Raw genomic sequence first — 21,638 nt, 5'->3', positions numbered from 1 at the left:
CGGGAGAGCCGATGCGTTCCGCATCCACGCACTCCGCGACCGGGCTCAGCAACACCGCCTGGTCGCCCATGGACGGTCGCCCCGCCCAGCAGGGCATGTACGACCCGCGCAACGAGAAGGACGCCTGCGGCGTCGGATTCGTGGCGAACCTCACCGGCGAGGCCACCCACACGCTCGTTGAGCAGGCCCTGACCGTTCTGCGGAACCTCGAGCACCGCGGCGCCACCGGCTCCGAGCCGGACTCCGGCGACGGCGCGGGCATCCTGTCCCAGGTGCCGGACGCCTTCCTTCGCGAGGTCGCGGGCTTCGACCTCCCCGAGGCCGGCGCGTACGCCGTCGGCATCGCCTTCCTCCCCGCCGACGGCACCGCACAGGCCGTCGCCGTGGAACGCATCGAGGCCATCGCCGCCGAGGAGAACCTCACGGTCCTCGGCTGGCGCGAGGTCCCGGTCACCCCGGACCTGCTCGGCAACGGCGCGCGCACCACGATGCCCGCCTTCTCCCAGCTCTTCGTCTCCAACGGGAGCACCGGCATCGAGCTGGACCGCAAGGCCTTCGTGCTGCGCAAGCGCGCCGAGCGCGAGGCCGGCGTCTACTTCCCGTCGCTGTCCGCCCGCACCATCGTCTACAAGGGGATGCTGACCACCGGCCAGCTGGAGCCCTTCTTCCCGGACCTCTCCGACCGCCGCTTCGCCTCGGCGCTCGCCCTGGTCCACTCCCGGTTCTCGACGAACACCTTCCCGTCCTGGCCGCTCGCCCACCCGTACCGCTTCGTCGCGCACAACGGCGAGATCAACACGGTCAAGGGCAACCGGAACTGGATGAAGGCCCGCGAGTCCCAGCTGGCGACCGACGCGTTCGGCGAAGGCGCCCTGGACCGCATCTTCCCGATCTGCACCCCCGACGCCTCCGACTCGGCCTCCTTCGACGAGGTCCTGGAGCTGCTCCACCTCGGCGGCCGGTCGCTGCCGCACAGCGTGCTGATGATGATCCCGGAGGCCTGGGAGAACCACGCCTCCATGGACCCGGCCCGCCGCGCGTTCTACCAGTACCACTCCACGATGATGGAGCCCTGGGACGGCCCGGCCTGCGTCACCTTCACCGACGGCACCCAGGTCGGCGCGGTCCTCGACCGCAACGGCCTGCGCCCCGGCCGCTACTGGGTCACCGACGACGGCCTCGTCGTCCTCGGCTCCGAGGTCGGCGTCCTCGACATCGACCCGGCCAAGGTCGTCCGCAAGGGCCGCCTCCAGCCCGGCAAGATGTTCCTCGTCGACACCGCGCAGAAGCGCATCGTCGAGGACGACGAGATCAAGGACGAGCTGGCCGCCGCCGCCCCCTACGCGGAGTGGCTGGAGACCGGCGAGATCGAGCTGACGGACCTGCCCGAGCGCGAGCACATCGTGCACACCCACGCCTCGGTCACCCGCCGCCAGCAGACCTTCGGCTACACCGAGGAAGAGCTGCGCGTCATCGTCGCGCCGATGGCCCGCACGGGCGGCGAAGCCCTCGGCTCCATGGGCACGGACTCGCCCATCGCGGCCCTGTCCGAGCGCCCCCGGCTGCTCTTCGACTACTTCACGCAGCTCTTCGCGCAGGTCACCAACCCGCCGCTGGACGCCATCCGCGAGGAGCTCGTCACCTCGCTGCTGTCCTCGATCGGCCCGCAGTCCAACCTGCTGGCGCCGACCTCCGCGTCCTGCCGCAGCGTCACCCTGCCCTTCCCGGTGATCGACAACGACGAGCTCGCCAAGCTCATCCACATCAACGCCGACGGCGACATGGCGGGCATGAAGGCCGCCACCCTGTCGGGCCTCTACCGGGTCTCCGGCGGCGGCGAGGCCCTCGCCGCCCGGATCGAGGAGATCCGCGCCGAGGCCGACGCCGCCATCGCGGCCGGCGCCCGCCTGATCGTCCTGTCGGACCGCCACTCGGACGCCGAGCACGCGCCGATCCCGTCGCTGCTGCTCACCTCCGCCGTGCACCACCACCTCATCGCCACCAAGCAGCGCACCCAGGTGGGCCTGCTGGTCGAGGCCGGCGACGTCCGCGAGGTCCACCACGTCGCCCTGCTCATCGGCTACGGGGCCGCGGCCGTCAACCCGTACCTGGCCATGGAGTCCGTCGAGGACCTGCTGCGCGCCGGCACCTTCCTCTCGGACATCGAGCCCGAGAAGGCCATCAAGAACCTGATCTACGCCCTGGGCAAGGGCGTCCTCAAGGTCATGTCGAAGATGGGCATCTCCACCGTCGCCTCCTACCGCGGCGCCCAGGTCTTCGAGGCCGTCGGCCTGAACGAGGAGTTCGTCGGCACGTACTTCGCGGGCACCGCCACCAAGATCGGCGGCGCCGGCCTGGACGTCATCGCCAAGGAGGTGGCCGCCCGCCACGCCAAGGCGTACCCGGCCTCCGGCATCGCGGCCTCGCACCGCGCGCTGGAGATCGGCGGCGAGTACCAGTGGCGCCGCGAGGGCGAGCCGCACCTGTTCGACCCGGAGACGGTCTTCCGCCTCCAGCACGCGACCCGCAACCGCCGGTACGACATCTTCCGCAAGTACACGGACCGTGTGAACGAGCAGTCCGAGCGCCTGATGACGCTCCGCGGCCTGTTCGGCTTCAAGTCCGACCGCCCGTCGATCTCCATCGACGAGGTCGAGCCGGTCTCCGAGATCGTCAAGCGCTTCTCCACCGGCGCCATGTCGTACGGCTCCATCTCCAAGGAGGCGCACGAGACGCTCGCCATCGCCATGAACCAGCTGGGCGCCAAGTCCAACACCGGTGAGGGCGGCGAGGACCCGGACCGCCTGTACGACCCGGCGCGCCGCTCCTCCATCAAGCAGGTCGCCTCCGGCCGCTTCGGTGTCACGAGCGAGTACCTGGTCAACGCGGACGACATCCAGATCAAGATGGCGCAGGGCGCCAAGCCCGGCGAGGGCGGCCAGCTGCCCGGCCACAAGGTCTACCCGTGGGTCGCCAAGACGCGTCACTCGACGCCCGGCGTCGGCCTGATCTCCCCGCCGCCGCACCACGACATCTACTCCATCGAGGACCTGGCCCAGCTGATCCACGACCTCAAGAACGCCAACCCGGTCGCCCGCATCCACGTGAAGCTGGTCTCCGAGGTCGGCGTCGGCACGGTCGCGGCCGGCGTGTCCAAGGCCCACGCGGACGTCGTCCTGATCTCCGGCCACGACGGCGGAACAGGCGCCTCCCCGCTCACCTCGCTCAAGCACGCGGGCGGCCCCTGGGAGCTCGGCCTCGCCGAGACCCAGCAGACCCTGCTGCTCAACGGGCTGCGCGACCGCATCGTCGTCCAGACCGACGGCCAGCTCAAGACCGGCCGCGACGTGGTCATCGCCGCACTGCTCGGCGCCGAGGAGTTCGGTTTCGCGACCGCGCCGCTCGTCGTCTCCGGCTGCGTCATGATGCGCGTCTGCCACCTGGACACCTGCCCCGTGGGCATCGCCACGCAGAACCCGGTCCTGCGCGACCGCTTCTCCGGCAAGCCCGAGTTCGTCGTCAACTTCTTCGAGTTCATCGCGGAGGAGGTGCGCGAGCTCCTCGCCGAGCTGGGCTTCCGCACGATCGAGGAGGCCGTCGGCCACGCCGAGCTCCTCGACACCAGCAAGGCCGTCACGCACTGGAAGGCCCAGGGCCTCGACCTCGAGCCCCTCTTCTACGTGCCCGAGCTGCCCGAGGGCGCGGTCCGCCACGCCCTGATCGAGCAGGACCACGGTCTGGAGAAGGCCCTCGACAACGAGCTCATCGAGCTCGCCGCCGACGCGCTGAACGCCGACTCCGCCGAGACGGCCCAGCCGGTCCGCGCCCAGGTCGCGATCCGCAACATCAACCGGACCGTCGGCACCATGCTCGGCCACCACGTCACCAAGAAGTTCGGCGGCGCGGGCCTGCCCGACAACACCATCGACCTGACCTTCACCGGTTCGGCCGGCCAGTCCTTCGGCGCCTTCCTGCCGAGCGGTGTCACCCTGCGCCTGGAGGGCGACGCCAACGACTACGTCGGCAAGGGCCTCTCCGGCGGCCGCGTCGTGGTCCGCCCGGACCGCGCCGCCGACCACCTCGCCGAGTACTCCACCATCGCCGGCAACACCATCGGCTACGGAGCCACCGGCGGCGAGATGTTCCTGCGCGGCCGCACCGGCGAGCGCTTCTGCGTCCGCAACTCCGGCGCGCTGGTCGTCTCGGAGGGCGTGGGCGACCACGGCTGCGAGTACATGACCGGCGGCACGGCGGTCGTCCTCGGCGAGACGGGCCGCAACTTCGCGGCCGGCATGTCGGGCGGCGTCGCGTACGTCATCGACCTCGACCCCCGCCAGGTCAACGTCGGCAACGCGGAGGCCGTGGAGGCCCCCTCCGACGCCGACAAGCAGTGGCTGCACGATGTGGTGCGCCGCCACGAGGAGGAGACCGGCTCGACCGTGGCCGCGAAGCTCCTGGCTGACTGGGACGCCGCCGCGGCCCGCTTCAGCAAGATCATCCCGACCACGTACAAGGCAGTGCTCGCCGCCAAGGACGCCGCTGAGCTGGCCGGACTCTCCGAGTCCGAGACCACCGAGAAGATGATGGAGGCGGCGACCAATGGCTGACCCGAAGGGCTTCCTCACCACCCCGCGCGAGACCGCCTGCACCCGTCCCGTGGCCGAACGCCTCAAGGACTGGAACGAGGTCTACGTCCCGGGCTCGCTGCTGCCGATCATCAGCAAGCAGGCCGGCCGCTGCATGGACTGCGGCATCCCGTTCTGCCACAACGGCTGCCCGCTCGGGAACCTGATCCCCGAGTGGAACGACTTCGCGTACCGCGAGGACTGGTCGGCGGCGGCGGAGCGGCTCCACGCCACGAACAACTTCCCGGAGTTCACCGGGCGGCTGTGCCCGGCCCCGTGCGAGTCGGCGTGCGTCCTCGGCATCAACCAGCCGGCCGTCACGATCAAGAACGTCGAAGTCTCGATCATCGACCAGGCCTGGGACAACGGCGACGTCACCCCGCAGGCGCCGGAGCGCCTGTCCGGCAAGACCGTGGCCGTCATCGGCTCCGGCCCGGCGGGGCTGGCCGCCGCCCAGCAGCTGACCCGGGCCGGCCACACCGTGGTGGTGTACGAGCGCGCCGACCGCATCGGCGGCCTGCTGCGCTACGGCATCCCCGAGTTCAAGATGGAGAAGGTGCACATCAACCGCCGCATCGAGCAGATGCGCGCGGAGGGCACCAAGTTCCGCACCGGCATCGAGGTCGGCCGCGACATCACGGCGACCGACCTGCGCAAGCGCTTCGACGCGGTCGTCGTCGCGGCCGGCGCGACGGTCTCCCGCGACCTGCCGGTCCCGGGCCGCGACCTCAAGGGCATCCACTTCGCGATGGAGTACCTCCCCCTCGCGAACAAGGTCCAGGAAGGCGACTTCCTGGCCCCGCCGATCACCGCCGAGGGCAAGCACGTCGTCGTCATCGGCGGCGGCGACACCGGCGCGGACTGCGTGGGCACCGCCCACCGCCAGGGCGCCCTGTCGGTCACCCAGCTGGAGATCATGCCGCGTCCGTCGGAGGACCGCCCGGACTCCATGCCGTGGCCGACCTTCCCGATGCTGTACAAGGTCACCTCGGCCCACGAGGAGGGCGGCGAGCGGATCTACTCCGTCTCCACCACCCACTTCGAGGGCGACGAGGACGGCAACGTCCAGGCCCTGCACCTGGTCGAGGTCTCCTTCGAGGGCGGCAAGCTGGTCCAGAAGCCCGGCACCGAGCGGGTCATCCCGGCCCAGCTGGTCACCCTGGCGATGGGCTTCACCGGCACCGACCAGGCCAACGGTCTGGTCGAGCAGTTCGGCGTGGACCTGGACGAGCGGGGCAACATCGCCCGCGACGCCTCGTACACCACCAACGCCGACGGCGTCTTCGTCGCCGGCGACGCGGGCCGCGGCCAGTCGCTGATCGTGTGGGCCATCGCGGAGGGCCGCTCGGCCGCCCGCGGCGTGGACCGCTACCTGACCGGCACCAGCACCCTCCCGTACCCGGTCAAGCCGACGGACCGCTCGCTGATGGTGTAGCCCCTCCCGGACGCCGTACTCGCACCGCTCGGCCGCTGGCGGCCTCCCGGGCTCCGCCCGGCTGCGCCGGCCTCCGGCCGTCGGTGCGCGGCGGCGTCACTGGTAGCACCCCCGCCGCGCGAACGGCGGGACCCCTCATACGGTCCGTACAAGGGCGTACGGAACTCCGACACCGCGCCCGCCATGTCCCCGACCAGGGATGGCGGGCGCGGTGGCGTTTCGGCGGCTACCCGGCAAGGGACAGCGGCCCGGGCGTGCCGCCTGTCGGACGGCCAGGCGTGGAGGCCGCGGCCGGCCGGGGGCCGCGGCTGGTCTCCGAACTCGCCGATGGCCTCGGGGTCATCGACCACCTGGTGGGGAAGACCGTACGGGTGCGCTTCAACGGCACCGCGGTCCGCCACCGCGCCCGTCAGGCCCCTGGCCGGGGATGACGGGCGGCGTGGGTTCCGGCGGCGGCTACTCCGGCTGGACGACCGTGGCGGCCCAGCGGAGGGTGGGGGTCGAGGTGGTGACCACGGCTCCGAAGCCGCCGTGCAGGCCCGTGCCCAGGGGGATGGTGATGCGGGCCGGGGTGTCCGCGGGGCAGTCCAGGGTGAAGGGGGCCGGGTTGCGGTCCGGGTGTTCGTCGAGGGTGAAGGACACCACCATGCTGCCGCCGCCCTCGCAGGCGAAGGTGGTGTAGGTGTCCAGGCGCGGGGAGAGGCCGCCCGAGACGAAGCCGCTGGAGCCGGCCACCTCGGGTACCCAGATCAGGCCGTCGGGGCCCGGGTGGGGGAGGAGTTCGTCCTGCGCCGCCCGCGCGGTGCCGGTGGCCAGCGCGAGGGCCGCCGTGGTCGCCGCGAGCGTGAGCGCGGTGCGTCGTCGTACCTGGAACTTCTGCTTCATGGGTCCCCCCGGAGGTGTGTTCGACTGCCTCCACGCTACGGGCCGGCACTGACAACGCGGGCGGCCGTGCGGTACGCGGAAGGGGTGAGGCCCGTGTGCCGCGCTCGGGCGGGACCGGGGTCTCGATGGACTGGGCCTGGCCGCCCGGGTGGACCGGGTGGACCGGGGCGGCCACCACCAGGCGCGCGGTGGTGTTCGCGACGGCCGCCCCGTGGTCGCAGCGGATCACGTGCAGGCACGGGCCCGCCGCCCGCCGGGGTGGCGGTTTGACCCGGACGGGTCAACCGATGGGTGTCGCGGGGGAGTTGGCGGGGGGTAGGGGGGAGCGTGGGGGCCATGCCCTCACGAACCCTGTTGCGCTGCCTGCTGGGTGCCGCCCTGTTGATGCCGCTCGCGCCCGCCGCCACCGCCGCCGGTGACGGGCCGGCCGTCGAGTACCGGGGGCTGCGCCTGTCCCTGCCCGCCGGCTGGCGGGTCGTCGACCTGGAGCGGGAGCCCGGCGCGTGCCTGCGCCTGGACCGGCCCACCCTGTACCTCGGGCACGCCGGTACCCAGGCCGACTGCTCCGGCCGCCGGGCCGTCGTCACCCGCGCCGACACCCTGCACCTCGAGCCGCTCGCCGGAGCCCCGCCGCGCGCCGATGTCCCCACCTTCACCGTGGAGGGCGGGTCCGCGGTGCCGCCCGCCGAAGGAGACAGCGCGGAGGTGCGGTACGCCCTGCGCGGGCCGGGGGTGATGGCCACGGTCTCGTACGGGGCCGGACCCGAGGCCGTACGCGGGCTGCTGGCGCGGGCCGTCGGTGGTGAGGGCCGCGCAGTGGCCCGGCCCGTCGCCCCCCTCGCCCCGCCGCCGGCCGCCGTCACCGCCCAGCGGGCCGTCACCGGCGAGGGCTTCGACGCCTGCACCGCCCCGCCGCAGCGGTCCATGGACGCCTGGCGCGCAGCCTCCCCCTTCGGCGTGGTCGGCGTCTACATCGGCGGCCGCGCCCGCGCCTGCGCCCAGCCGCAGCTGACGGCCGGCTGGATCCGCAAGCAGGCCGACGCGGGCTGGCACCTGATGCCGATCTGGGTCGGACCGCAGCCCTGGCACAGCTCCACCACGGGACTGTCCACCGACGCTTCCGAGGCGAACGAGCAGGGCCGGGAGGCCGCCGACGGCGCGGTCGCGGCGGCCCGCGCGCTGGGCCTCACCGAGGGCACCCTCCTCTACAACGACCTGGAGAACTACAACGACCGCACCACCTGGGACCCGCCGGTCGTCGCCTACCTCACGGCCTGGACGGTACGCCTGCACGAGCTGGGCTACCGCTCGGCCGCCTACGTCTCGGCCGGCTCCGGTGCGAAGGCGCTCAGCGCCCACCACCACCAGGCCCCGCAGGCCATGCCGGACGTGCTGTGGGTGGCCCGGTGGAACGGCGGGGCCTCCGTCACCGACGCCGACATGGGCCTGCCCGAGGACAAGGCGCTGTGGGCCGGCCCGCGCCGGGCCCACCAGTTCCGCGGCGACCACGATGCCTCGTACGGCGGGGTGACCATCAACATCGACCGCAGCTGGGTGGACGTCGACCCGGGCGTCCTGCCCCCGCTCGCCGGAGCCGGCCCCGCGGCCGTCCCGCGCCTCAGCTAGCCGGCACCTCGCGCGGCGGTTCGTCGTCGTTGCCCCGGCGGAGGGTCCGCACGCCGTGCGCCGGGGTCCAGGAGCGGATCACCAGTTCCTCGCCGTCCACCGAGATGTGGACCACCTCGGTCAGGTCGGCGTGGAAGAGGTGGAAGGGGTGCGGGGAGTCGGTCTCCTCCGCGTACCGGTGCAGCTCGGGCGGGTCCACGATCTCCACCGCCCGCCCGGAGATCCGCACGTCCCCGTCGGGCATCGCCATGTCCTCGCCCGGGTTGGTGTGCAGGGCGAAACGGGGGTCGCGCTGGAGGTCGCGGGCCTTCATCGAGCCCGCCATCATGCCGAGCCACAGCTCCCCGCCGCGGAAGTCGACGTTGAGCCCGGCGACCCGGGGCGAGCCGTCCTTGCGCAGGGTGGCCAGGACGTGGTGCGGGAACCGGGTGAAGCGGGCCCGTACGGCCGCCGCGAACTCCGGTTCCGCCTTCTCGAACGCTGCCCAGTTGTTCGTCGTCATGCCGCCATCAAAGCACCGACGGCGGGCCGTCAGGCGCGCACTACGCCCGCCGCGCGCGCCGCCGCCAGCCAGGCGGGGAACTCGGCGACGAGCCGGTCGTACAGCTCGGAGTCCGGGACCGCGCCCGGCTCGGGGCCGGCGTGGAAGTAGCCCGCGTTGTCCACGACCCGCTTGCCGGGCACGGGCAGTTCGTCGAGGCGGCGCAGGAAGTCGAACTGGGTGCTGCGGGTGTTGCCGAAGCCGACGAACTGCCAGAAGAGGGGGAGGCGGGCGGCCTTGCAGAGGTACCTTTCCGCCGCGAGCTTGTCGACCGGGCCGCCGTCCGTCTGGAAGACGACCAGGGCCGGATCGGCGGACCCGGAGTCGAGGTAGTGGTCGATGACCGCGTCCATCGCCAGGTGGTAGGAGGTCCTGCCCATGTGGCCGAGGCGGGCCGCGATCTCGGTGACCCGCCCCTCGTGGCCCGCCAGGGTGACCTCCTCGACCGCGTCGACCTCGGTGGAGAAGAACACCACCGGGACCCGGCCGTCGGTGTCCAGGTGCGCCGAGAGGCCGAGGATCCGGTCGGCGAAGGCCTGCACGCTGCCGTCGTCGTAGTACGGGCGCATGGACCCGGAGTGGTCCAGGACCAGGTACACCGAGGCGCGCCCGCCCTCCAGGCCGTGCTTGCGGAGGGAGACCCCGGCGCTCTGTGTTTCGGTTAGGCATATACCTAGTAGGAATAACTCCGAATGACCTTGGCAGGAGCGGAAGCCCTGCCCCGGGAGGTCCCCGTGTCGACCCTCATCACCCCCGCCCCCACTCCCACCCCCGCGGACATGAAGGAGGCCCTCGCCGGCTTCTGCACCGGCGTCGCCGTCGTCACGGCGCGCGGGAGCGACGGCCGTCCCGCCGGAATGGCCGTGCAGTCCTTCTCGTCCGTCTCCCTCGACCCGCCGCTGGTCTGCTTCTGCCCCGCCCGCACCTCGACGACCTGGCCGCGGATCCGGGCCGCCGGGGCCTTCGCCGTCAACGTCCTGGCGGCGGACCAGGAGGAGCTGTGCCGCCGCTTCGCCGTCACCGGCGGGGACAAGTTCGCCGGGGTGGCCTGGCGTCCGGGCGCGGGCGGCGCGCCCCTGCTCGACGGGGCGCTCGCCACCGTGGAGTGCGTACTGGAGGACGTGCTGGACGGCGGGGACCACGCCGTCGTCCTCGGCCGCGCCACCGCCCTCGCGGCGCACCGCGAGGGGGTGCCGCTGCTCTACTTCCGGCGCTCCTACGGGCGGTTGGCGGAACCCTCGGCGGCGGCGCGGGCCGCCTCCAGCGCGTCGATGTCCTCCAGCATGGAGGCCGTGAGGTCGCGCTCGGAGGTGTAGTACCGCTCGGCCCACTTGAGGGTCAGGGTGGGGTAAGCCCAGGCCGCCTCGTCCTTGGCGCCCTCGGCGTCGGCCTCCGCCCGCCGGCGCATGCCCTCCGCGAACTCCTGGTGCCGGAGCAGTACTTCGCGCATCTGCTCCGGCTCCAGCAGGTGCCCCAGCCACAGCCGCAGCATCGGCCCGTGCTTGAGCACCGGCGGGTCGACCGGCGCCTCGCGCGCCCAGGTCCGTACGGCGGCCATGCCCGCGTCCGTGATCCGGTACACGCGCTTGTCGCGGGTGCCGGTGTCCTGGGCGACCATCCGCGAGGAGGCGTAGCCGGCCTTCTCCAGCCGCTTGAGCTCGCTGTAGATCTGGCTGAAGGACGGGCTCCAGTAGAAGAAGCGCAGCGACCAGTCCGACCACTTCTTCAGGTCGTAGCCGGAGAGTTCCTCGCCGAAGGAGAGCAGCCCGAGGACCGCCCAGCTGGTCGCGGGGAGGGTGCGCGGGTTCGTCCCCGCCGCCGTCTCGTCTGCCGTCTCGGCCGTCTCGTGTGCCACGCAGCGCAGTCTACGACCGGTCGCGCGGGCCTTCCCCCTGTTGGGTATGCCTGCTAGAAGTATTCCTATTAGAAATAAACGCCGGTTGGAGGGACCCTCCGTGAAGTTCTCGATGATCTTCGAGGCCCAGCTCGTCGACCCCACCCCCGAACGTGAACGCCAGGTCATCCACGACTGCGTCGAACAGGCCGTCCTCGCCGAGGAGATGGGCTTCGACCGGATCTGGGCCGTGGAACACCACTCCCTGACCCAGTACGCCCACATGAGCGCCTCCGAGATCTTCCTGACCTGGGTCGCCGCCCGCACCAGCACCGTCCGCATCGGCCACGGCGTCGTCACCATGCCCTTCGGCTACCAGCACCCCGTCCGCGTCGCCGAACGCGCCGCCATGCTCGACGTGCTCAGCGGCGGCCGCGTCGACATCGGCGCCGGACGCGGCGCCACCCGCCAGGAGATGTCCATGTACGGGGTCCGCCCGGAGGACACCTACCCGCAGATGGAGGAGGCGCTGCGGATCTTCGCCTCCGCCTGGAGGGAACCCCTCTTCGAATGGCACGGCTCCATCGACATCGGCCCCGGAGCGGTCCTGCCCCGCCCCGTACAGGACCCGCACCCGCCGCTGTTCATGGCCTGCTCCAGGCACGACACCCTCAAGCTCGCCGCCGAACTCGGCATCGGAGCCCTCGTGATGGGCTTCGCCGGCGCCGACGACGTCCGCGCCATGCGCAAGGTCTACGACGAGGCCATCGCCACCCGCAGCGGCGAACGCCTCGTCTCCGGCACCGTCAACGACCACCTCTCCGCCCTCTGCCCCACCATCGTCCTCGACGACGCCGAGCGCGCCCTGCGGCTCGGCACCCGGGGCCAGCGCTTCTTCGCCGAGTCCATCGCCCACTGGTACGGCAACGGGCCCGAGCCCACCGGCTACGCCGAGGACGCCTCCGCCGAGGACCACACCGCCGCCCTCGCGCAGGGCCGCGCCGACCTCGTCGCCAAGCTGCACGAGGCCCGCATCCCCGCCCGCCCCGTCGACACCGGCACCTACAACGCGGAGCACGCGTACGGCAGCGCCGAGACGGCCATCGCCTACGTGGAGCAGCTCCGCGAGATCGGCGTCGACGAGGTGATGTGCCTGATCCAGATGGGCACCGTCCCGCAGGAGGCCTGCCTGGAGACCATCCGGCAGTGGGGCGAGAAGGTCATCCCGCACTTCCGCGCGCAGGAGGCCTGACATGGGGTCCCTGGAGGGCAAGGTCATCGTCATCACCGGCGCCGCGCGCGGGCAGGGCGCCGCCGAGGCCCGGCTCTGCGCCGAGGCCGGCGCGCGGGTCGTCGTCACCGACCTCCGCGAGGAGGAAGGCCGGGCGGTCGCCGCCGGACTGGGCGGCCGGGGCCTGTACGTACGACACGACGTGGCCGACGCCGACAGCTGGGCCGGGGTGGTGCGCGAGGCGGTGGCAGCCTTCGGGACGGTCTCGGCACTGGTCAACAACGCCGCCCTGTGGCGCACCGCGCACGTCGAGGAACAGAGCCAGGAGGGCTTCGAGGAACTGCTGCGGGTCAACCTGCTCGGACCCTTCCTCGGGATCCGGGCACTGGCCCCGGTGCTGCGCGCCGGCGGGGGCGGCTCCGTCGTCAACGTCTCCTCCACCGCCGGGCTGGTCGGCATCCCCGGCCACGCGGCCTACGGCTCCGCCAAGTCCGGCCTGCGCGGACTGACCCGGTCGGCGGCGCTGGACCTGGCCCCGGACGGGATCCGGGTCAACTCGGTGCACCCCGGGGCCATCGACACCCCGATGGTGGCCGACGCCGTCGCGGGGCGGGACTGGTCGCACGTGCCGCTGGGGCGGATGGGCCGGCCCGGGGAGGTCGGGGAACTGGTGCTGTTCCTGTGCTCGGACGCGTCCTCGTACATCACGGGCGCGGAGTTCGCGGTCGACGGGGGGATGACGGCGCGATGACGCGGGACGAGCTGTCGGAGGCCGCGCGGCGGCTGTGCGACGCCATGGCCGCCGGCTTCCCCGGGCCCGGGGACGTGGCCGCACTCCGGGCCGCGGTGGCTTCCGGGGCCCCGGCCCGCCCGGCGGGGCCGGAGGTGGCCTCGGTGTACGACACCACCGCGGGCGGGGTGCCGGTACGGGTCTACGACCCCGCGCCCGGGGCGGCGGGCCGGCCGCTGGCCGTGTACCTCCACGGCGGCGGGTGGGTGATGTGCGGCCCGGACACCCACGACGCCCTGTGCCGCGCCCTGGCCTCGGCCTCCGGGGCGGTGGTCGTCTCCGCCGACTACCGGCTCGCCCCGGAACACCCCTGGCCGGCGGCGGCCGACGACGCGCTGGCCGTGCTGCTGTGGGCCCGGGCCGAGGCGGTCCGGCTGGGCTGCGACCCGGACCGGGTGGTGGTGGCGGGGGACTCCAGCGGGGGCAACCTGGCGGCGGTCACCGCGCTGCGGGCCCCCGGACTGCTCGCCGGGCAACTGCTGGTGTACCCGCCGCTGGACGCCTCGATGGGCTCCGAGTCGGTGGCGGCGTACGGGCGGGGGTACTTCCACACCGCCGCGCACATGGCCTGGTACTGGGACCAGTACGGCGGCGACCCCGCCCACCCGCACGTCTCGCCGCTGCGGGCCGCCGAGGTCGCCGGGCTGCCGCGCACGCTGATCGTCCTCGCGGACTGCGACCTGCTGCGGGACGAGGGGCTGGCGTACGCGCGCCGCCTGGCGCGGGCGGGGGTCGACTGCGAGGTCCGGCTCTACCCGGGGGTCTTCCACGGCTTCCTCGGCCTGCCCCTGCCGGCCGCGCGGACGGCGGTGTCCGGAGCGGCGGCCTGGCTGGCGGCGACGCCGTGAAGAGGTGAGGGGCGGGGCGGCCGGATTCGAACCGGCGTCCTCCTCCATGCCGTGTAGGCGCACTACCTCTGTGCTACGACCCCGCTTGAGCCGGATCCTAGACGGCACCGGGCGGGGTGTGCACGGCAATGGCCCCGGCATGATGTGTCCATGCCTGCCTTCCTGCTGCGCACCCTCCTGCTCCTCGCCGTGGAGTCCGGGGCCGCCGCGCTGCTGCGCGACCCCGGGACGCCGTGGATCCCCGTGCTGCTGGCGGTGTTCGTGGCCGGCTCGGCCGTACCGCACGGCACCGAGGCGGAGTTCGCCGGCCGCTTCCTGGTCGCGCTGACCGCGGTGGCTGCCGCCCGGCTCGGAGCCACGGCCTGGGAGGGGCGCGCCCTGCCCGCCGTGGTGGGCCTCGGGGCCCTGCTGCTGTTCCAGACGGCGGTGCTGATGCGGCTGTCCCTGCGCGGGCGCCGCCGGCCGCGGCGCCGGGCGTAGGAGCAGCGGCCGGCGGCTAGCCGTACCGCACGGACCGTGGAGCTGACGGCGGGGGAACGCGCTGCCGGGCGGGTCCGGCGGCCCGTTCGCGGGGGCGATTTGGAGGACCTCCGCGGACCGGGTATTTTCTCTCCCGAGGCGCCGCTAGCTCAGTTGGTTAGAGCAGCTGACTCTTAATCAGCGGGTCCGGGGTTCGAGTCCCTGGCGGCGCACCTGTCCTTCGGGCGGTTTCCGGTTCACCGGGGGCCGCCCGAAGTCGTTTCCGTCCGGGAGTGGGCTCGCCTAGGGTCGCGGGCATGTCAACCACCACCCTCTGGCGTCCCACTGGCCCCGTCGAGCTCGAACTGGTGCGCGCACTCGACTGGCGGGCCTGGCCGCCGCGCCTGCCGGAGCAGCCGATCTTCTATCCCGTGCTCAACTTAGGCCGCCCCTTCCGGATCCCGCCCGGCCCGCGGGATCCGGAAGGGACGGCCTAACCCACCACCTCCGCCCGGCACTGCGACGGCCCGCCCCACGCGTCGCGCAGCGGGCGGGCCTTGCGCAGCCACAGGGAGAGGTCCAGCTCCTCGGTGTAGCCGACCGCGCCGTGCAGCTGGAGGGCGGTGAGCGCGGCAGCGTACGCCGCCTCGCCGGCGGTCAGCTTCGCCGCCGCCACGTCCCGGCGGGACAGCGACAGCGCCGCCGCCCACAGCAGGGGCCGGGAGAACTCCAGTGCCAGCAGGGTGTCCGCCAGCCGGTGCTTGACGGCCTGGAAGCCGCCGATCGGCGTACCGAACTGGGTGCGCTGCTTCGCGTACTCCACCGTCCGGGCCAGCAGCGCCTCGCCCACGCCCAGGCACTGCGCAGCCGTGAGCAGCCGCGCCCAGCGCAGGGCCGTCCCCGCCGCCGCGGTCACCGCCGGGCCCGCCGCCAGCAGTTCCCCGTCCCCGGCCGGCCGGTACAGCCGCCTCGCCGGGTCGGTGGACGCCAGCGGATCGCCGGGCCCGGCGGCCAGCCGCAGCTCGCCGGTCTCCGTCACCGTGAAGCGGTGCGTCACCGCGTCCGAGTCCAGGGCGTACGGGGAGCCGCCCGGCAGCGTCACCGTCGCCGACGCCTCGCCCGAGGCCAGCCCCGGCAGGAAGCGCTTCGACAGCGTCCCGTCGCCCAGCTCGGCGAGGAGCACCGCGGCCGCCGCCGTCTCCACCACCGGGCCCGGCACCCCGGCCCGCCCCAGCTCCACGAAGCCGAGCGCCAGCTCCACCGGCAGCGGGCCCACGCCGTCGTACGCCTCCGGCACGGCCAGCGCGAACAGGCCCGTCCCGGCGAGCCTGGACCACAGGGCCCGCCCGGGCCCGTGCTCCCCGGCCGCCCAGGCCCGTACGGCCGCCGGGACCCCGGCCGCGCCCAGCAGGGAGCGCAGCGTGCCGGCGTAGTCGGACTGTTCCTCGGTCGGCAGGAAGCGCATCAGCGGCGGCCCTTCGGGAGGCCGAGCAGCCGCTCGGCGATGATGTCGCGCTGGATCTCGTTCGTGCCCGCGTAGATCGGCCCGGCCAGCGAGAAGACCCACGGTTCGGCCCACTCGCCCTCGGCGAGCTCCGCGTCCGCGCCCAGCAGGTCCAGGGCCGTCTCGTGCAGGGCCATGTCGTACTGGGACCAGAACACCTTGTTCAGGCTGGACTCGGCGCCGATCCGCTCGCCCGCCGCGAAGCGGGAGGCGCCCGTCCAGGTGAACAGCTCGTAGGCGCGGGCCCCGACCACCGCGTCCGCGACCCGGTCGCGCAGCGCCGTGTCGGCGGGGTCGCCCTGCGCGCGCCACAGCCTGGTCAGCCGGTCGGCGGCGGCCAGGAACCGGCCGGGGGAGCGCAGGGTCAGCCCCCGCTCGTTGCCGGTGGTGGACATCGCGATCCGCCAGCCCTGCCCGGGGTCGCCGATCACGTCCTCGTCGGGGACGAACACCCCGTCGAGGAAGAGCTCCGCGAAGGCCGGCTTGCCGTCGAGGCGGCCGATGGGCCGGACCGTCACCCCGGGCGCCCGCAGGTCGAACATCAGGTAGGTCAGCCCCTGGTGCGGCTTCGGCGCTCCCGGACCGGTGCGGAAGATGCCGAAGGCCCGGTCGGCGAAGGCGGCCCGCGAGGACCAGGTCTTCTGCCCGTGCAGCAGCCAGCCGCCGTCCGTACGCTCCGCCCGCGAGCTGAGCGAGGCGAGGTCGGAGCCGGACTCGGGTTCCGACCAGGCCTGCGCCCAGATCACCTCGCCGCTCGCCATGGGGGGCAGTACGCGCGCCCGCTGCTCGGCGGTGGCGTGGTCGAACAGCGTCGGGGCCAGCAGGCTGATGCCGTTCTGCGAGACCCGGCCGGGGGCGCCCGACGCCCAGTACTCCTCCTCGAAGACGAGCCACCGCTCGATGTCCGCGCCCCGGCCCCCGTACTCCTCGGGCCAGGACACCGCCGACCACCGGTCCGCGTGGAGCAGCGCCTCCCACTCGCGGTGCGCGGCGAATCCCCCTTCCGTCTCCAGGGAGGGCAGGGGGCGGGCCGGGACGTGGGAGCGGAGCCAGTCGCGGGCCTCCGCCCGGAAGGCCTCCACCTCGGGGGAGTGGTCGAGGTTCACGGGGTGCCCGCCTCCTTCATCACGGCCTCCTTCATCACGGCCTCCTTCATGGCGGCCAGGTTCATGCCGCCGAGGGAATCCGCCGCCGTCTCGGCGTTGTGGGCGTGTGCCAGGTGGTGCAGGCCGAAGACCGAGTCCATGCCGGTGTGCAGGCCCTGGAGGTCCTCGGCCTGGTTGAGGGCCCGTTTGGCCAGGGCCAGGCCGAAGCCGGGCATCTCGGCGATCCGCCGCACCAGCCTGTCGGTCTCCTCCGTGAGGTCCGCCCGTGCCACGACCCGGTTGACCATGCCGACCTCGTACGCCCGGCGGGCCGGCATCCGGTCGCCGGTGTAGAGGAACTCCCGGGCGATGCGCGGGGGCATCGCCCAGGGGTGCGCGAAGTACTCGACGCCGGGGATGCCCATCCGCACCACCGGGTCCGCGAAGAAGGCGTCCTCGCTCGCCACGATCAGGTCGCAGACCCAGGCCAGCATCAGCCCGCCCGCCACGCACGCCCCCTGGACGGAGGCGATCACCGGCTTGGGCAGCTCCCGCCAGCGCCGGCACATCCCGAGGTACACCTCCGACTCCCGGGCGAACCGGGACTCGGCGCCGGGCCGCGCGGTGTGGTCCCACCACAGTCCGGCGCGCCGTTCGAAGGGCAGGTGGGCGTCGCGGCCCGGGGTGCCGATGTCGTGGCCCGCCGAGAAGTGTCCGCCGGCCCCGGCCAGGACGACCGCCTTCACGGCGGGGTCGCCGGCGGCCCGGTAGAAGGCGTCGTCCAGGGCGTAGGTCATCGCGCTGTTCTGGGCGTTGCGGTAGCGGGGGCGGTTCATGGTCACGTACGCGACGGGGCCGCGGACCGCGTACAGCACCGGGGAGTCTGCGGACGGATCCGCGGGCGGGTCGGCGGGGGAGCCTTCGGCATGGGCGTCGGCGGCGGGCATCGGCACATCCTTCCCTAACAAGTGTTTGGTAGGTTAACGTACGGCCATGAGCAGCGTCGAGGAGTTCCGCACCGAGGTCCGCAGTTGGCTCCGCGCCCACCTCACCGGCGGGTTCGCGGCACTCAAGGGACGCGGCGGACCGGGCCGGGAACACGAGGCCTTCGCCGGCCGCCTCGCCTGGGAGCGGCACATGGCGGCCCACGGCTGGACCTGCGTCGGCTGGCCCGTCGAGTACGGCGGGCGCGGCGCGACCACCGCCCAGCAGATCGCCTTCCACGAGGAGTACGCCCTCGCCGACGCCCCCGCCCGCGTCAACCACATCGGCGAGCAGCTCCTCGGCCCCACCCTCATCGCCCACGGCACCGAAGCGCAGAAACGCCGCTTCCTGCCGCCCGTCCGGGCCGTGGAGGAACTGTGGTGCCAGGGCTACAGCGAGCCCGACGCCGGCTCCGACCTCGCCGCCGTCAGCACCCGCGCCGCCCTCCACGGCGGGCAGTGGACGGTCGACGGCCAGAAGATCTGGACCTCCCTCGCCCACGAGGCCCAGTGGTGCTTCGTCCTCGCCCGCACCACCCCCGGCTCCCGCCGCCACGCGGGCCTGTCCTGCCTCCTCGTCCCCATGGACCAGCCCGGCGTGGAGGTCCGCCCCATCACCCAGCTCACCGGAACCTCCGAGTTCAACGAGGTCTTCTTCGACGGAGCCCGCACCGACGCCGCCCACGTCGTCGGCGCCCCCGGCGACGGCTGGACCGTCGCCATGGCCACCCTCGGCTACGAACGCGGCGTCTCCACCCTCGGCCAGCAGGTCGGCTTCCGCCGCGAGCTCCAAGCCCTCGCCGCACTCGCCCGCGCCAACGGAGCCCTCGCCGACCCGCTGATCGCCGACCGCCTCGCCCGCGCCTGGACCGGCCTCCAGGCCATGCGCGCCACCGCGCAGCGCCCCGGCGCGGCCCCCTCCATGGCCAAGCTGTACTGGGCCCGCTGGCACCGCGACCTCGGTGAACTCGCCATGGACGTGTGCGGCGCCGCCTCCCTCACCGCGGCCGGCACGCCCGGGGACCCGTACGAACTCGACGAATGGCAGCGGCTCTTCCTCTTCTCCCGCGCGGACACCCTCTACGCGGGCTCCGACGAGATCCAGCGCAACATCGTCGCCGAGCGGATCCTCGGCCTTCCCAAGGAGGTACGGGCATGACCGCCCCCGCGTACGTCCCGGCCCACGGGCTCCTCAAGGACCGCACCGCCGTCATCACCGCCGCCGCCGGAGCCGGCATCGGCGGCGCCACGGCCCGCCGCTTCCTCGAAGAGGGCGCCACCGTCCTGATCAGCGACGCCCACGCCCGGCGCCTGAAGGAGACCGAGGACGCCCTCGCCGCCGAGTTCGGGCCCGGCCGCGTAGCCTCCCTGCCCTGCGACGTCACCGCCGAGGAGCAGGTCCGGGCCCTCTTCGCGCACGCCGAGGAGCTCCACGGCGGCCTCGACGTCGTCGTCAACAACGCCGGCCTCGGCGGCACCGCCGCCCTCGTCGACATGACCGACGAACAGTGGGGCCGGGTCCTCGACGTCACCCTGAACGGCACCTTCCGCTGTACCCGGGCCGCCCTGCGCTCCCTGAAGGCCTCCGGACGCGGCGGGGTCCTCGTCAACAACGCCTCCGTCATCGGCTGGCGCGCCCAGACCGGCCAGGCCCACTACGCCGCCGCCAAGGCCGGGGTGATGGCCCTGACCCGCTGCGCGGCCCTGGAGGCCGCGGAGTTCGGCGTACGCGTCAACGCGGTCGCACCCAGCCTGGCCATGCACCCGCACCTGGTGAAGGTCACCAGCGAGGAGCTGCTCGACGAACTGACGGCCCGCGAGGCCTTCGGCCGGTACGCCGAGCCCTGGGAGATCGCCAACGTGATCGTCTTCCTGGCCAGCGGCTACTCGTCGTACATGACGGGCGAGACCGTCTCGGTCAGCAGCCAGCACGCGTAGCACCAGAATGGGCCCGTGCCAACGAACAAGCCGAAGAAGACGCAGGTGACCGCCTCGCCGGAGCGCCGCAGGGAACTCCTCGACACCGCCGCCGAGGTCTTCGCCGCCCAGGGCTACAACGCCACCACCGTCCGCAAGATCGCCGACGCCGCCGGGATGCTCGCCGGCAGCCTCTACTACCACTTCGATTCCAAGGAATCGATGCTCGACGAGATCCTCTCGGCCTTCCTGAACGAGCTGTGGGCGGGGTACGACACCGTCCTCGCCGCCGGCCTCGGCCCCAGGGAGACCATCGAGGCCCTCGTCACCGAGTCGTTCCGGGAGATCGACCGGCACCGGGCCGCCGTCGCCATCTACCAGAAGGAGGCCCGCACCCTCTCCGCGCAGCCCCGCTTCCACTACCTCTCCGACTCGCAGGTCAAGTTCGAGAAGGCGTGGCTGGGGACGCTGGAGCGGGGCGTCGCCGCCCGGGTCTTCCGCGCCGACCTCGACATCCGCCTCACCTACCGGTTCGTCCGCGACACGGTGTGGGTCGCGGCGTCCTGGTACCGGCCGGGCGGCCAGCACAGCCCGGAGGAGATCGCCCGCCAGTACCTGTCGATGGTGCTGGACGGGATCGCCGTACGCCCCTGACCCCCCTTGAGGAGCCCGTCATGCCCGAGGCCTACATAGTCGACGCCGTACGCACCCCCGTGGGGCGGCGCGGCGGCGGCCTGTCCGCCGTGCACCCCGCCGACCTGGGCGCGCACGTCCTGAAGGCGCTGGTCGAACGGTCCGGGGTGGACCCGGCCGCGGTGGAGGACGTGGTGTTCGGCTGCCTGGACACCGTCGGGCCGCAGGCGGGCGACATCGCCCGGACGGCCTGGCTGGCGGCCGGACTGCCCGAGGAGGTCCCCGGCGTCACCGTCGACCGGCAGTGCGGGTCCTCGCAGCAGGCCGTGCACTTCGCGGCGCAGGGCGTCCTGTCCGGGACCCAGGACCTGGTGGTCGCGGGGGGCACGCAGAACATGTCGATGATCCCCATCGCCTTCGCCTCCCGGCAGGCCGCCGAGCCGCTGGGCCTCACCGAGGGCCCCTACGCGGGATCGCGCGGCTGGCGGGCCCGGTACGGGGACGCGCCGGTCAACCAGTTCCACGGGGCGCAGCTCATCGCCGAGAAGTGGGGGATCTCGCGGCAGGACATGGAGGAGTTCGCCCTGCGCTCCCACCGGCGGGCGGTCCGCGCCATCGACGAGGGCCGCTTCCTGCGGGAGACCGTCGCGTACGGGGACGTGGCGGTGGACGAGGGCCCGCGCCGGGACACGACGCCGGAGAAGATGGCCGGCCTGAAGCCGGTCGTCGAGGGCGGCACCATCACTGCGGCCGTCTCCTCCCAGGTCTCGGACGGAGCGGCGGCCATGCTGATCGCCTCCGAGCGGGCGGTCGCGGAGCACGGCCTGACCCCCCGGGCCCGCATCCACCACCTGTCGGTCCGCGGCGAGGACCCCATCCGCATGCTGTCCGCCCCGATCCCGGCGACCGCGCACGCCCTGAAGAAGACCGGGCTGACCCTGGACGAGATCGACCTGGTCGAGATCAACGAGGCCTTCGCGCCGGTGGTGCTGGCCTGGCTGAAGGAGACGGGCGCCGACCCGGCCCGGGTCAACGTCAACGGCGGCGCCATCGCCCTGGGCCACCCGCTGGGCGCGACGGGCGTGAAGCTGATGACCACCCTGCTGCACGAGCTGGAACGCACGGGCGGCCGCTACGGCCTCCAGACCATGTGCGAGGGAGGCGGGCAGGCCAACGTGACGATCATCGAGCGGCTCTGACCGGGCCCCGTCCGGCGGGGCTGGGGCCGTATGGCCTGGGTCG

At 73.3% G+C, this 21,638-nt stretch carries 20 protein-coding genes, 2 tRNA genes and 1 pseudogene; 15 read left to right on the top strand and 8 right to left on the bottom strand.

Annotation, left to right across the window (positions count from 1 at the left end; translation table 11 throughout):
* Positions 1-68 precede the first annotated feature (68 nt).
* The 3 genes from gltB (at position 69) to ACZ597_RS12680 (ending at position 6,491) form a co-directional block, all read left to right on the top strand.
* On the top strand, positions 69-4,607 hold the full coding sequence (gene gltB, locus ACZ597_RS12690; RefSeq protein WP_471328880.1) for a glutamate synthase large subunit: 4,539 nt from the start codon (positions 69-71) through the stop codon (positions 4,605-4,607).
* On the top strand, positions 4,600-6,060 hold the full coding sequence (locus ACZ597_RS12685) for a glutamate synthase subunit beta (RefSeq protein ID WP_471328355.1): 1,461 nt from the start codon (positions 4,600-4,602) through the stop codon (positions 6,058-6,060). Before gltB ends, ACZ597_RS12685 begins: the two co-directional genes overlap by 8 nt.
* Positions 6,061-6,338: 278 nt before the next feature.
* On the top strand, positions 6,339-6,491 hold the full coding sequence (locus ACZ597_RS12680; protein WP_471328353.1) for a hypothetical protein: 153 nt from the start codon (positions 6,339-6,341) through the stop codon (positions 6,489-6,491).
* 25 nt (positions 6,492-6,516) lie between these two features.
* Here ACZ597_RS12680 and ACZ597_RS12675 read toward each other — a convergent pair whose 3' ends face one another.
* On the bottom strand, positions 6,517-6,945 hold the full coding sequence (locus tag ACZ597_RS12675) for a hypothetical protein (protein WP_471328351.1): 429 nt from the start codon (positions 6,943-6,945) through the stop codon (positions 6,517-6,519).
* A 336-nt stretch (positions 6,946-7,281) separates the two neighbouring features.
* On the opposite strand from ACZ597_RS12675, the gene ACZ597_RS12670 reads away from it, so the two are divergent.
* A complete protein-coding gene (locus ACZ597_RS12670) occupies positions 7,282-8,571 on the top strand; it encodes a glycoside hydrolase domain-containing protein (RefSeq protein WP_471328349.1) in 1,290 nt (429 codons plus the stop codon).
* Here the strand turns inward: ACZ597_RS12670 and ACZ597_RS12665 are convergent.
* Both ACZ597_RS12665 and ACZ597_RS12660 read right to left on the bottom strand, forming a co-directional pair.
* Positions 8,564-9,073: a pyridoxamine 5'-phosphate oxidase family protein gene (locus tag ACZ597_RS12665; protein WP_471328347.1), complete on the bottom strand. Its 510-nt coding sequence runs from the start codon at positions 9,071-9,073 to the stop codon at positions 8,564-8,566. The genes ACZ597_RS12670 and ACZ597_RS12665 overlap by 8 nt on opposite strands.
* A gap of 29 nt (positions 9,074-9,102) precedes the next feature.
* Positions 9,103-9,783: a VWA domain-containing protein gene (locus ACZ597_RS12660; RefSeq protein ID WP_471328878.1), complete on the bottom strand. Its 681-nt coding sequence runs from the start codon at positions 9,781-9,783 to the stop codon at positions 9,103-9,105.
* 21 nt (positions 9,784-9,804) lie between these two features.
* On the opposite strand from ACZ597_RS12660, the gene ACZ597_RS12655 reads away from it, so the two are divergent.
* Positions 9,805-10,428 carry a flavin reductase family protein gene (locus ACZ597_RS12655; protein WP_471328345.1) on the top strand — a complete coding sequence of 208 codons (624 nt, stop codon included), beginning with the start codon at positions 9,805-9,807 and terminating at the stop codon, positions 10,426-10,428.
* Here the strand turns inward: ACZ597_RS12655 and ACZ597_RS12650 are convergent.
* On the bottom strand, positions 10,329-10,967 hold the full coding sequence (locus tag ACZ597_RS12650) for a PadR family transcriptional regulator (RefSeq protein WP_471328344.1): 639 nt from the start codon (positions 10,965-10,967) through the stop codon (positions 10,329-10,331). The two genes, ACZ597_RS12655 and ACZ597_RS12650, sit on opposite strands and share 100 nt — an antisense overlap.
* Before the next feature lie 100 nt (positions 10,968-11,067).
* Between ACZ597_RS12650 and ACZ597_RS12645 the strand changes: the two genes are divergently transcribed.
* The 3 genes from ACZ597_RS12645 to ACZ597_RS12635 are packed head-to-tail and all read left to right on the top strand — an operon-like array spanning position 11,068 to position 13,815.
* Complete coding sequence (locus ACZ597_RS12645; protein ID WP_471328342.1) at positions 11,068-12,198, top strand: LLM class flavin-dependent oxidoreductase; 1,131 nt, start codon at positions 11,068-11,070, stop codon at positions 12,196-12,198.
* 1 nt (position 12,199) lies between these two features.
* A complete protein-coding gene (locus ACZ597_RS12640; protein WP_471328340.1) occupies positions 12,200-12,928 on the top strand; it encodes an SDR family NAD(P)-dependent oxidoreductase in 729 nt (242 codons plus the stop codon).
* Entirely contained in the window at positions 12,925-13,815 is an 891-nt protein-coding gene (locus ACZ597_RS12635; RefSeq protein ID WP_471328339.1) for an alpha/beta hydrolase, read from the top strand. The genes ACZ597_RS12640 and ACZ597_RS12635 overlap by 4 nt, the downstream gene beginning before the upstream one ends.
* Before the next feature lie 10 nt (positions 13,816-13,825).
* Here the strand turns inward: ACZ597_RS12635 and ACZ597_RS12630 are convergent.
* Positions 13,826-13,900: transfer RNA gene (locus ACZ597_RS12630), tRNA-Ala, on the bottom strand.
* A gap of 65 nt (positions 13,901-13,965) precedes the next feature.
* Between ACZ597_RS12630 and ACZ597_RS12625 the strand changes: the two genes are divergently transcribed.
* The 3 genes and pseudogenes from ACZ597_RS12625 to ACZ597_RS12615 all read left to right on the top strand — a co-directional run.
* Complete coding sequence (locus ACZ597_RS12625) at positions 13,966-14,295, top strand: hypothetical protein (protein ID WP_471328338.1); 330 nt, start codon at positions 13,966-13,968, stop codon at positions 14,293-14,295.
* Between the two features lie 138 nt (positions 14,296-14,433).
* Positions 14,434-14,507 (top strand) — tRNA-Lys (locus ACZ597_RS12620).
* 84 nt (positions 14,508-14,591) lie between these two features.
* Positions 14,592-14,714, top strand: a pseudogene (locus ACZ597_RS12615) (ADP-ribosylation/crystallin J1); the annotation flags it as partial.
* Positions 14,715-14,767: 53 nt separating this feature from the next.
* Here the strand turns inward: ACZ597_RS12615 and ACZ597_RS12610 are convergent.
* Genes ACZ597_RS12610 through ACZ597_RS12600 form a run of 3 tightly spaced genes read right to left on the bottom strand, consistent with a single transcriptional unit; the run spans position 14,768 to position 17,810 of the window.
* Entirely contained in the window at positions 14,768-15,739 is a 972-nt protein-coding gene (locus tag ACZ597_RS12610) for an acyl-CoA dehydrogenase family protein (RefSeq protein ID WP_471328337.1), read from the bottom strand.
* Entirely contained in the window at positions 15,739-16,884 is a 1,146-nt protein-coding gene (locus tag ACZ597_RS12605) for an acyl-CoA dehydrogenase family protein (RefSeq protein WP_471328335.1), read from the bottom strand. Before ACZ597_RS12605 ends, ACZ597_RS12610 begins: the two co-directional genes overlap by 1 nt.
* Positions 16,881-17,810: an enoyl-CoA hydratase gene (locus ACZ597_RS12600; protein ID WP_471328333.1), complete on the bottom strand. Its 930-nt coding sequence runs from the start codon at positions 17,808-17,810 to the stop codon at positions 16,881-16,883. The genes ACZ597_RS12605 and ACZ597_RS12600 overlap by 4 nt, the downstream gene beginning before the upstream one ends.
* Positions 17,811-17,856: 46 nt before the next feature.
* Between ACZ597_RS12600 and ACZ597_RS12595 the strand changes: the two genes are divergently transcribed.
* Genes ACZ597_RS12595 through ACZ597_RS12580 form a run of 4 tightly spaced genes read left to right on the top strand, consistent with a single transcriptional unit; the run spans position 17,857 to position 21,595 of the window.
* Complete coding sequence (locus ACZ597_RS12595) at positions 17,857-19,005, top strand: acyl-CoA dehydrogenase family protein (protein ID WP_471328331.1); 1,149 nt, start codon at positions 17,857-17,859, stop codon at positions 19,003-19,005.
* Complete coding sequence (locus tag ACZ597_RS12590) at positions 19,002-19,784, top strand: SDR family oxidoreductase (RefSeq protein ID WP_471328329.1); 783 nt, start codon at positions 19,002-19,004, stop codon at positions 19,782-19,784. Before ACZ597_RS12595 ends, ACZ597_RS12590 begins: the two co-directional genes overlap by 4 nt.
* A 15-nt stretch (positions 19,785-19,799) precedes the next feature.
* The gene (locus ACZ597_RS12585) at positions 19,800-20,417 is read left to right on the top strand and encodes a TetR/AcrR family transcriptional regulator (RefSeq protein WP_405981157.1); all 618 of its coding nucleotides are present in this window, start codon (positions 19,800-19,802) and stop codon (positions 20,415-20,417) included.
* 20 nt (positions 20,418-20,437) lie between these two features.
* The gene (locus ACZ597_RS12580; RefSeq protein WP_471328327.1) at positions 20,438-21,595 is read left to right on the top strand and encodes an acetyl-CoA C-acetyltransferase; all 1,158 of its coding nucleotides are present in this window, start codon (positions 20,438-20,440) and stop codon (positions 21,593-21,595) included.
* The last annotated feature ends 43 nt before the right edge of the window (positions 21,596-21,638 follow it).

Source organism: Streptomyces sp. NPDC040718 (assembly GCF_055593565.1).
Note: the sequence above shows the minus strand (reverse complement) of the source record. Positions and strands in the feature narration are given on the sequence as shown.

Excerpts from the sequence above, each read along its gene's own strand:
- ACZ597_RS12670 (WP_471328349.1), top strand. The coding sequence starts at position 7,282 with ATGCCCTCACGAACCCTGTTGCGCTGCCTGCTGGGTGCCGCCCTGTTG.
- ACZ597_RS12580 (WP_471328327.1), top strand. The coding sequence starts at position 20,438 with ATGCCCGAGGCCTACATAGTCGACGCCGTACGCACCCCCGTGGGGCGG.
- ACZ597_RS12655 (WP_471328345.1), top strand. The coding sequence starts at position 9,805 with ATGACCTTGGCAGGAGCGGAAGCCCTGCCCCGGGAGGTCCCCGTGTCG.
- ACZ597_RS12595 (WP_471328331.1), top strand. The coding sequence starts at position 17,857 with ATGAGCAGCGTCGAGGAGTTCCGCACCGAGGTCCGCAGTTGGCTCCGC.
- ACZ597_RS12635 (WP_471328339.1), top strand. The coding sequence starts at position 12,925 with ATGACGCGGGACGAGCTGTCGGAGGCCGCGCGGCGGCTGTGCGACGCC.
- gltB (WP_471328880.1), top strand. The coding sequence starts at position 69 with ATGGACGGTCGCCCCGCCCAGCAGGGCATGTACGACCCGCGCAACGAG.
- ACZ597_RS12600 (WP_471328333.1), bottom strand. The coding sequence starts at position 17,810 with ATGCCCGCCGCCGACGCCCATGCCGAAGGCTCCCCCGCCGACCCGCCC.
- ACZ597_RS12685 (WP_471328355.1), top strand. The coding sequence starts at position 4,600 with ATGGCTGACCCGAAGGGCTTCCTCACCACCCCGCGCGAGACCGCCTGC.
- ACZ597_RS12675 (WP_471328351.1), bottom strand. The coding sequence starts at position 6,945 with ATGAAGCAGAAGTTCCAGGTACGACGACGCACCGCGCTCACGCTCGCG.
- ACZ597_RS12610 (WP_471328337.1), bottom strand. The coding sequence starts at position 15,739 with ATGCGCTTCCTGCCGACCGAGGAACAGTCCGACTACGCCGGCACGCTG.
- ACZ597_RS12640 (WP_471328340.1), top strand. The coding sequence starts at position 12,200 with ATGGGGTCCCTGGAGGGCAAGGTCATCGTCATCACCGGCGCCGCGCGC.
- ACZ597_RS12590 (WP_471328329.1), top strand. The coding sequence starts at position 19,002 with ATGACCGCCCCCGCGTACGTCCCGGCCCACGGGCTCCTCAAGGACCGC.
- ACZ597_RS12665 (WP_471328347.1), bottom strand. The coding sequence starts at position 9,073 with ATGACGACGAACAACTGGGCAGCGTTCGAGAAGGCGGAACCGGAGTTC.
- ACZ597_RS12625 (WP_471328338.1), top strand. The coding sequence starts at position 13,966 with ATGCCTGCCTTCCTGCTGCGCACCCTCCTGCTCCTCGCCGTGGAGTCC.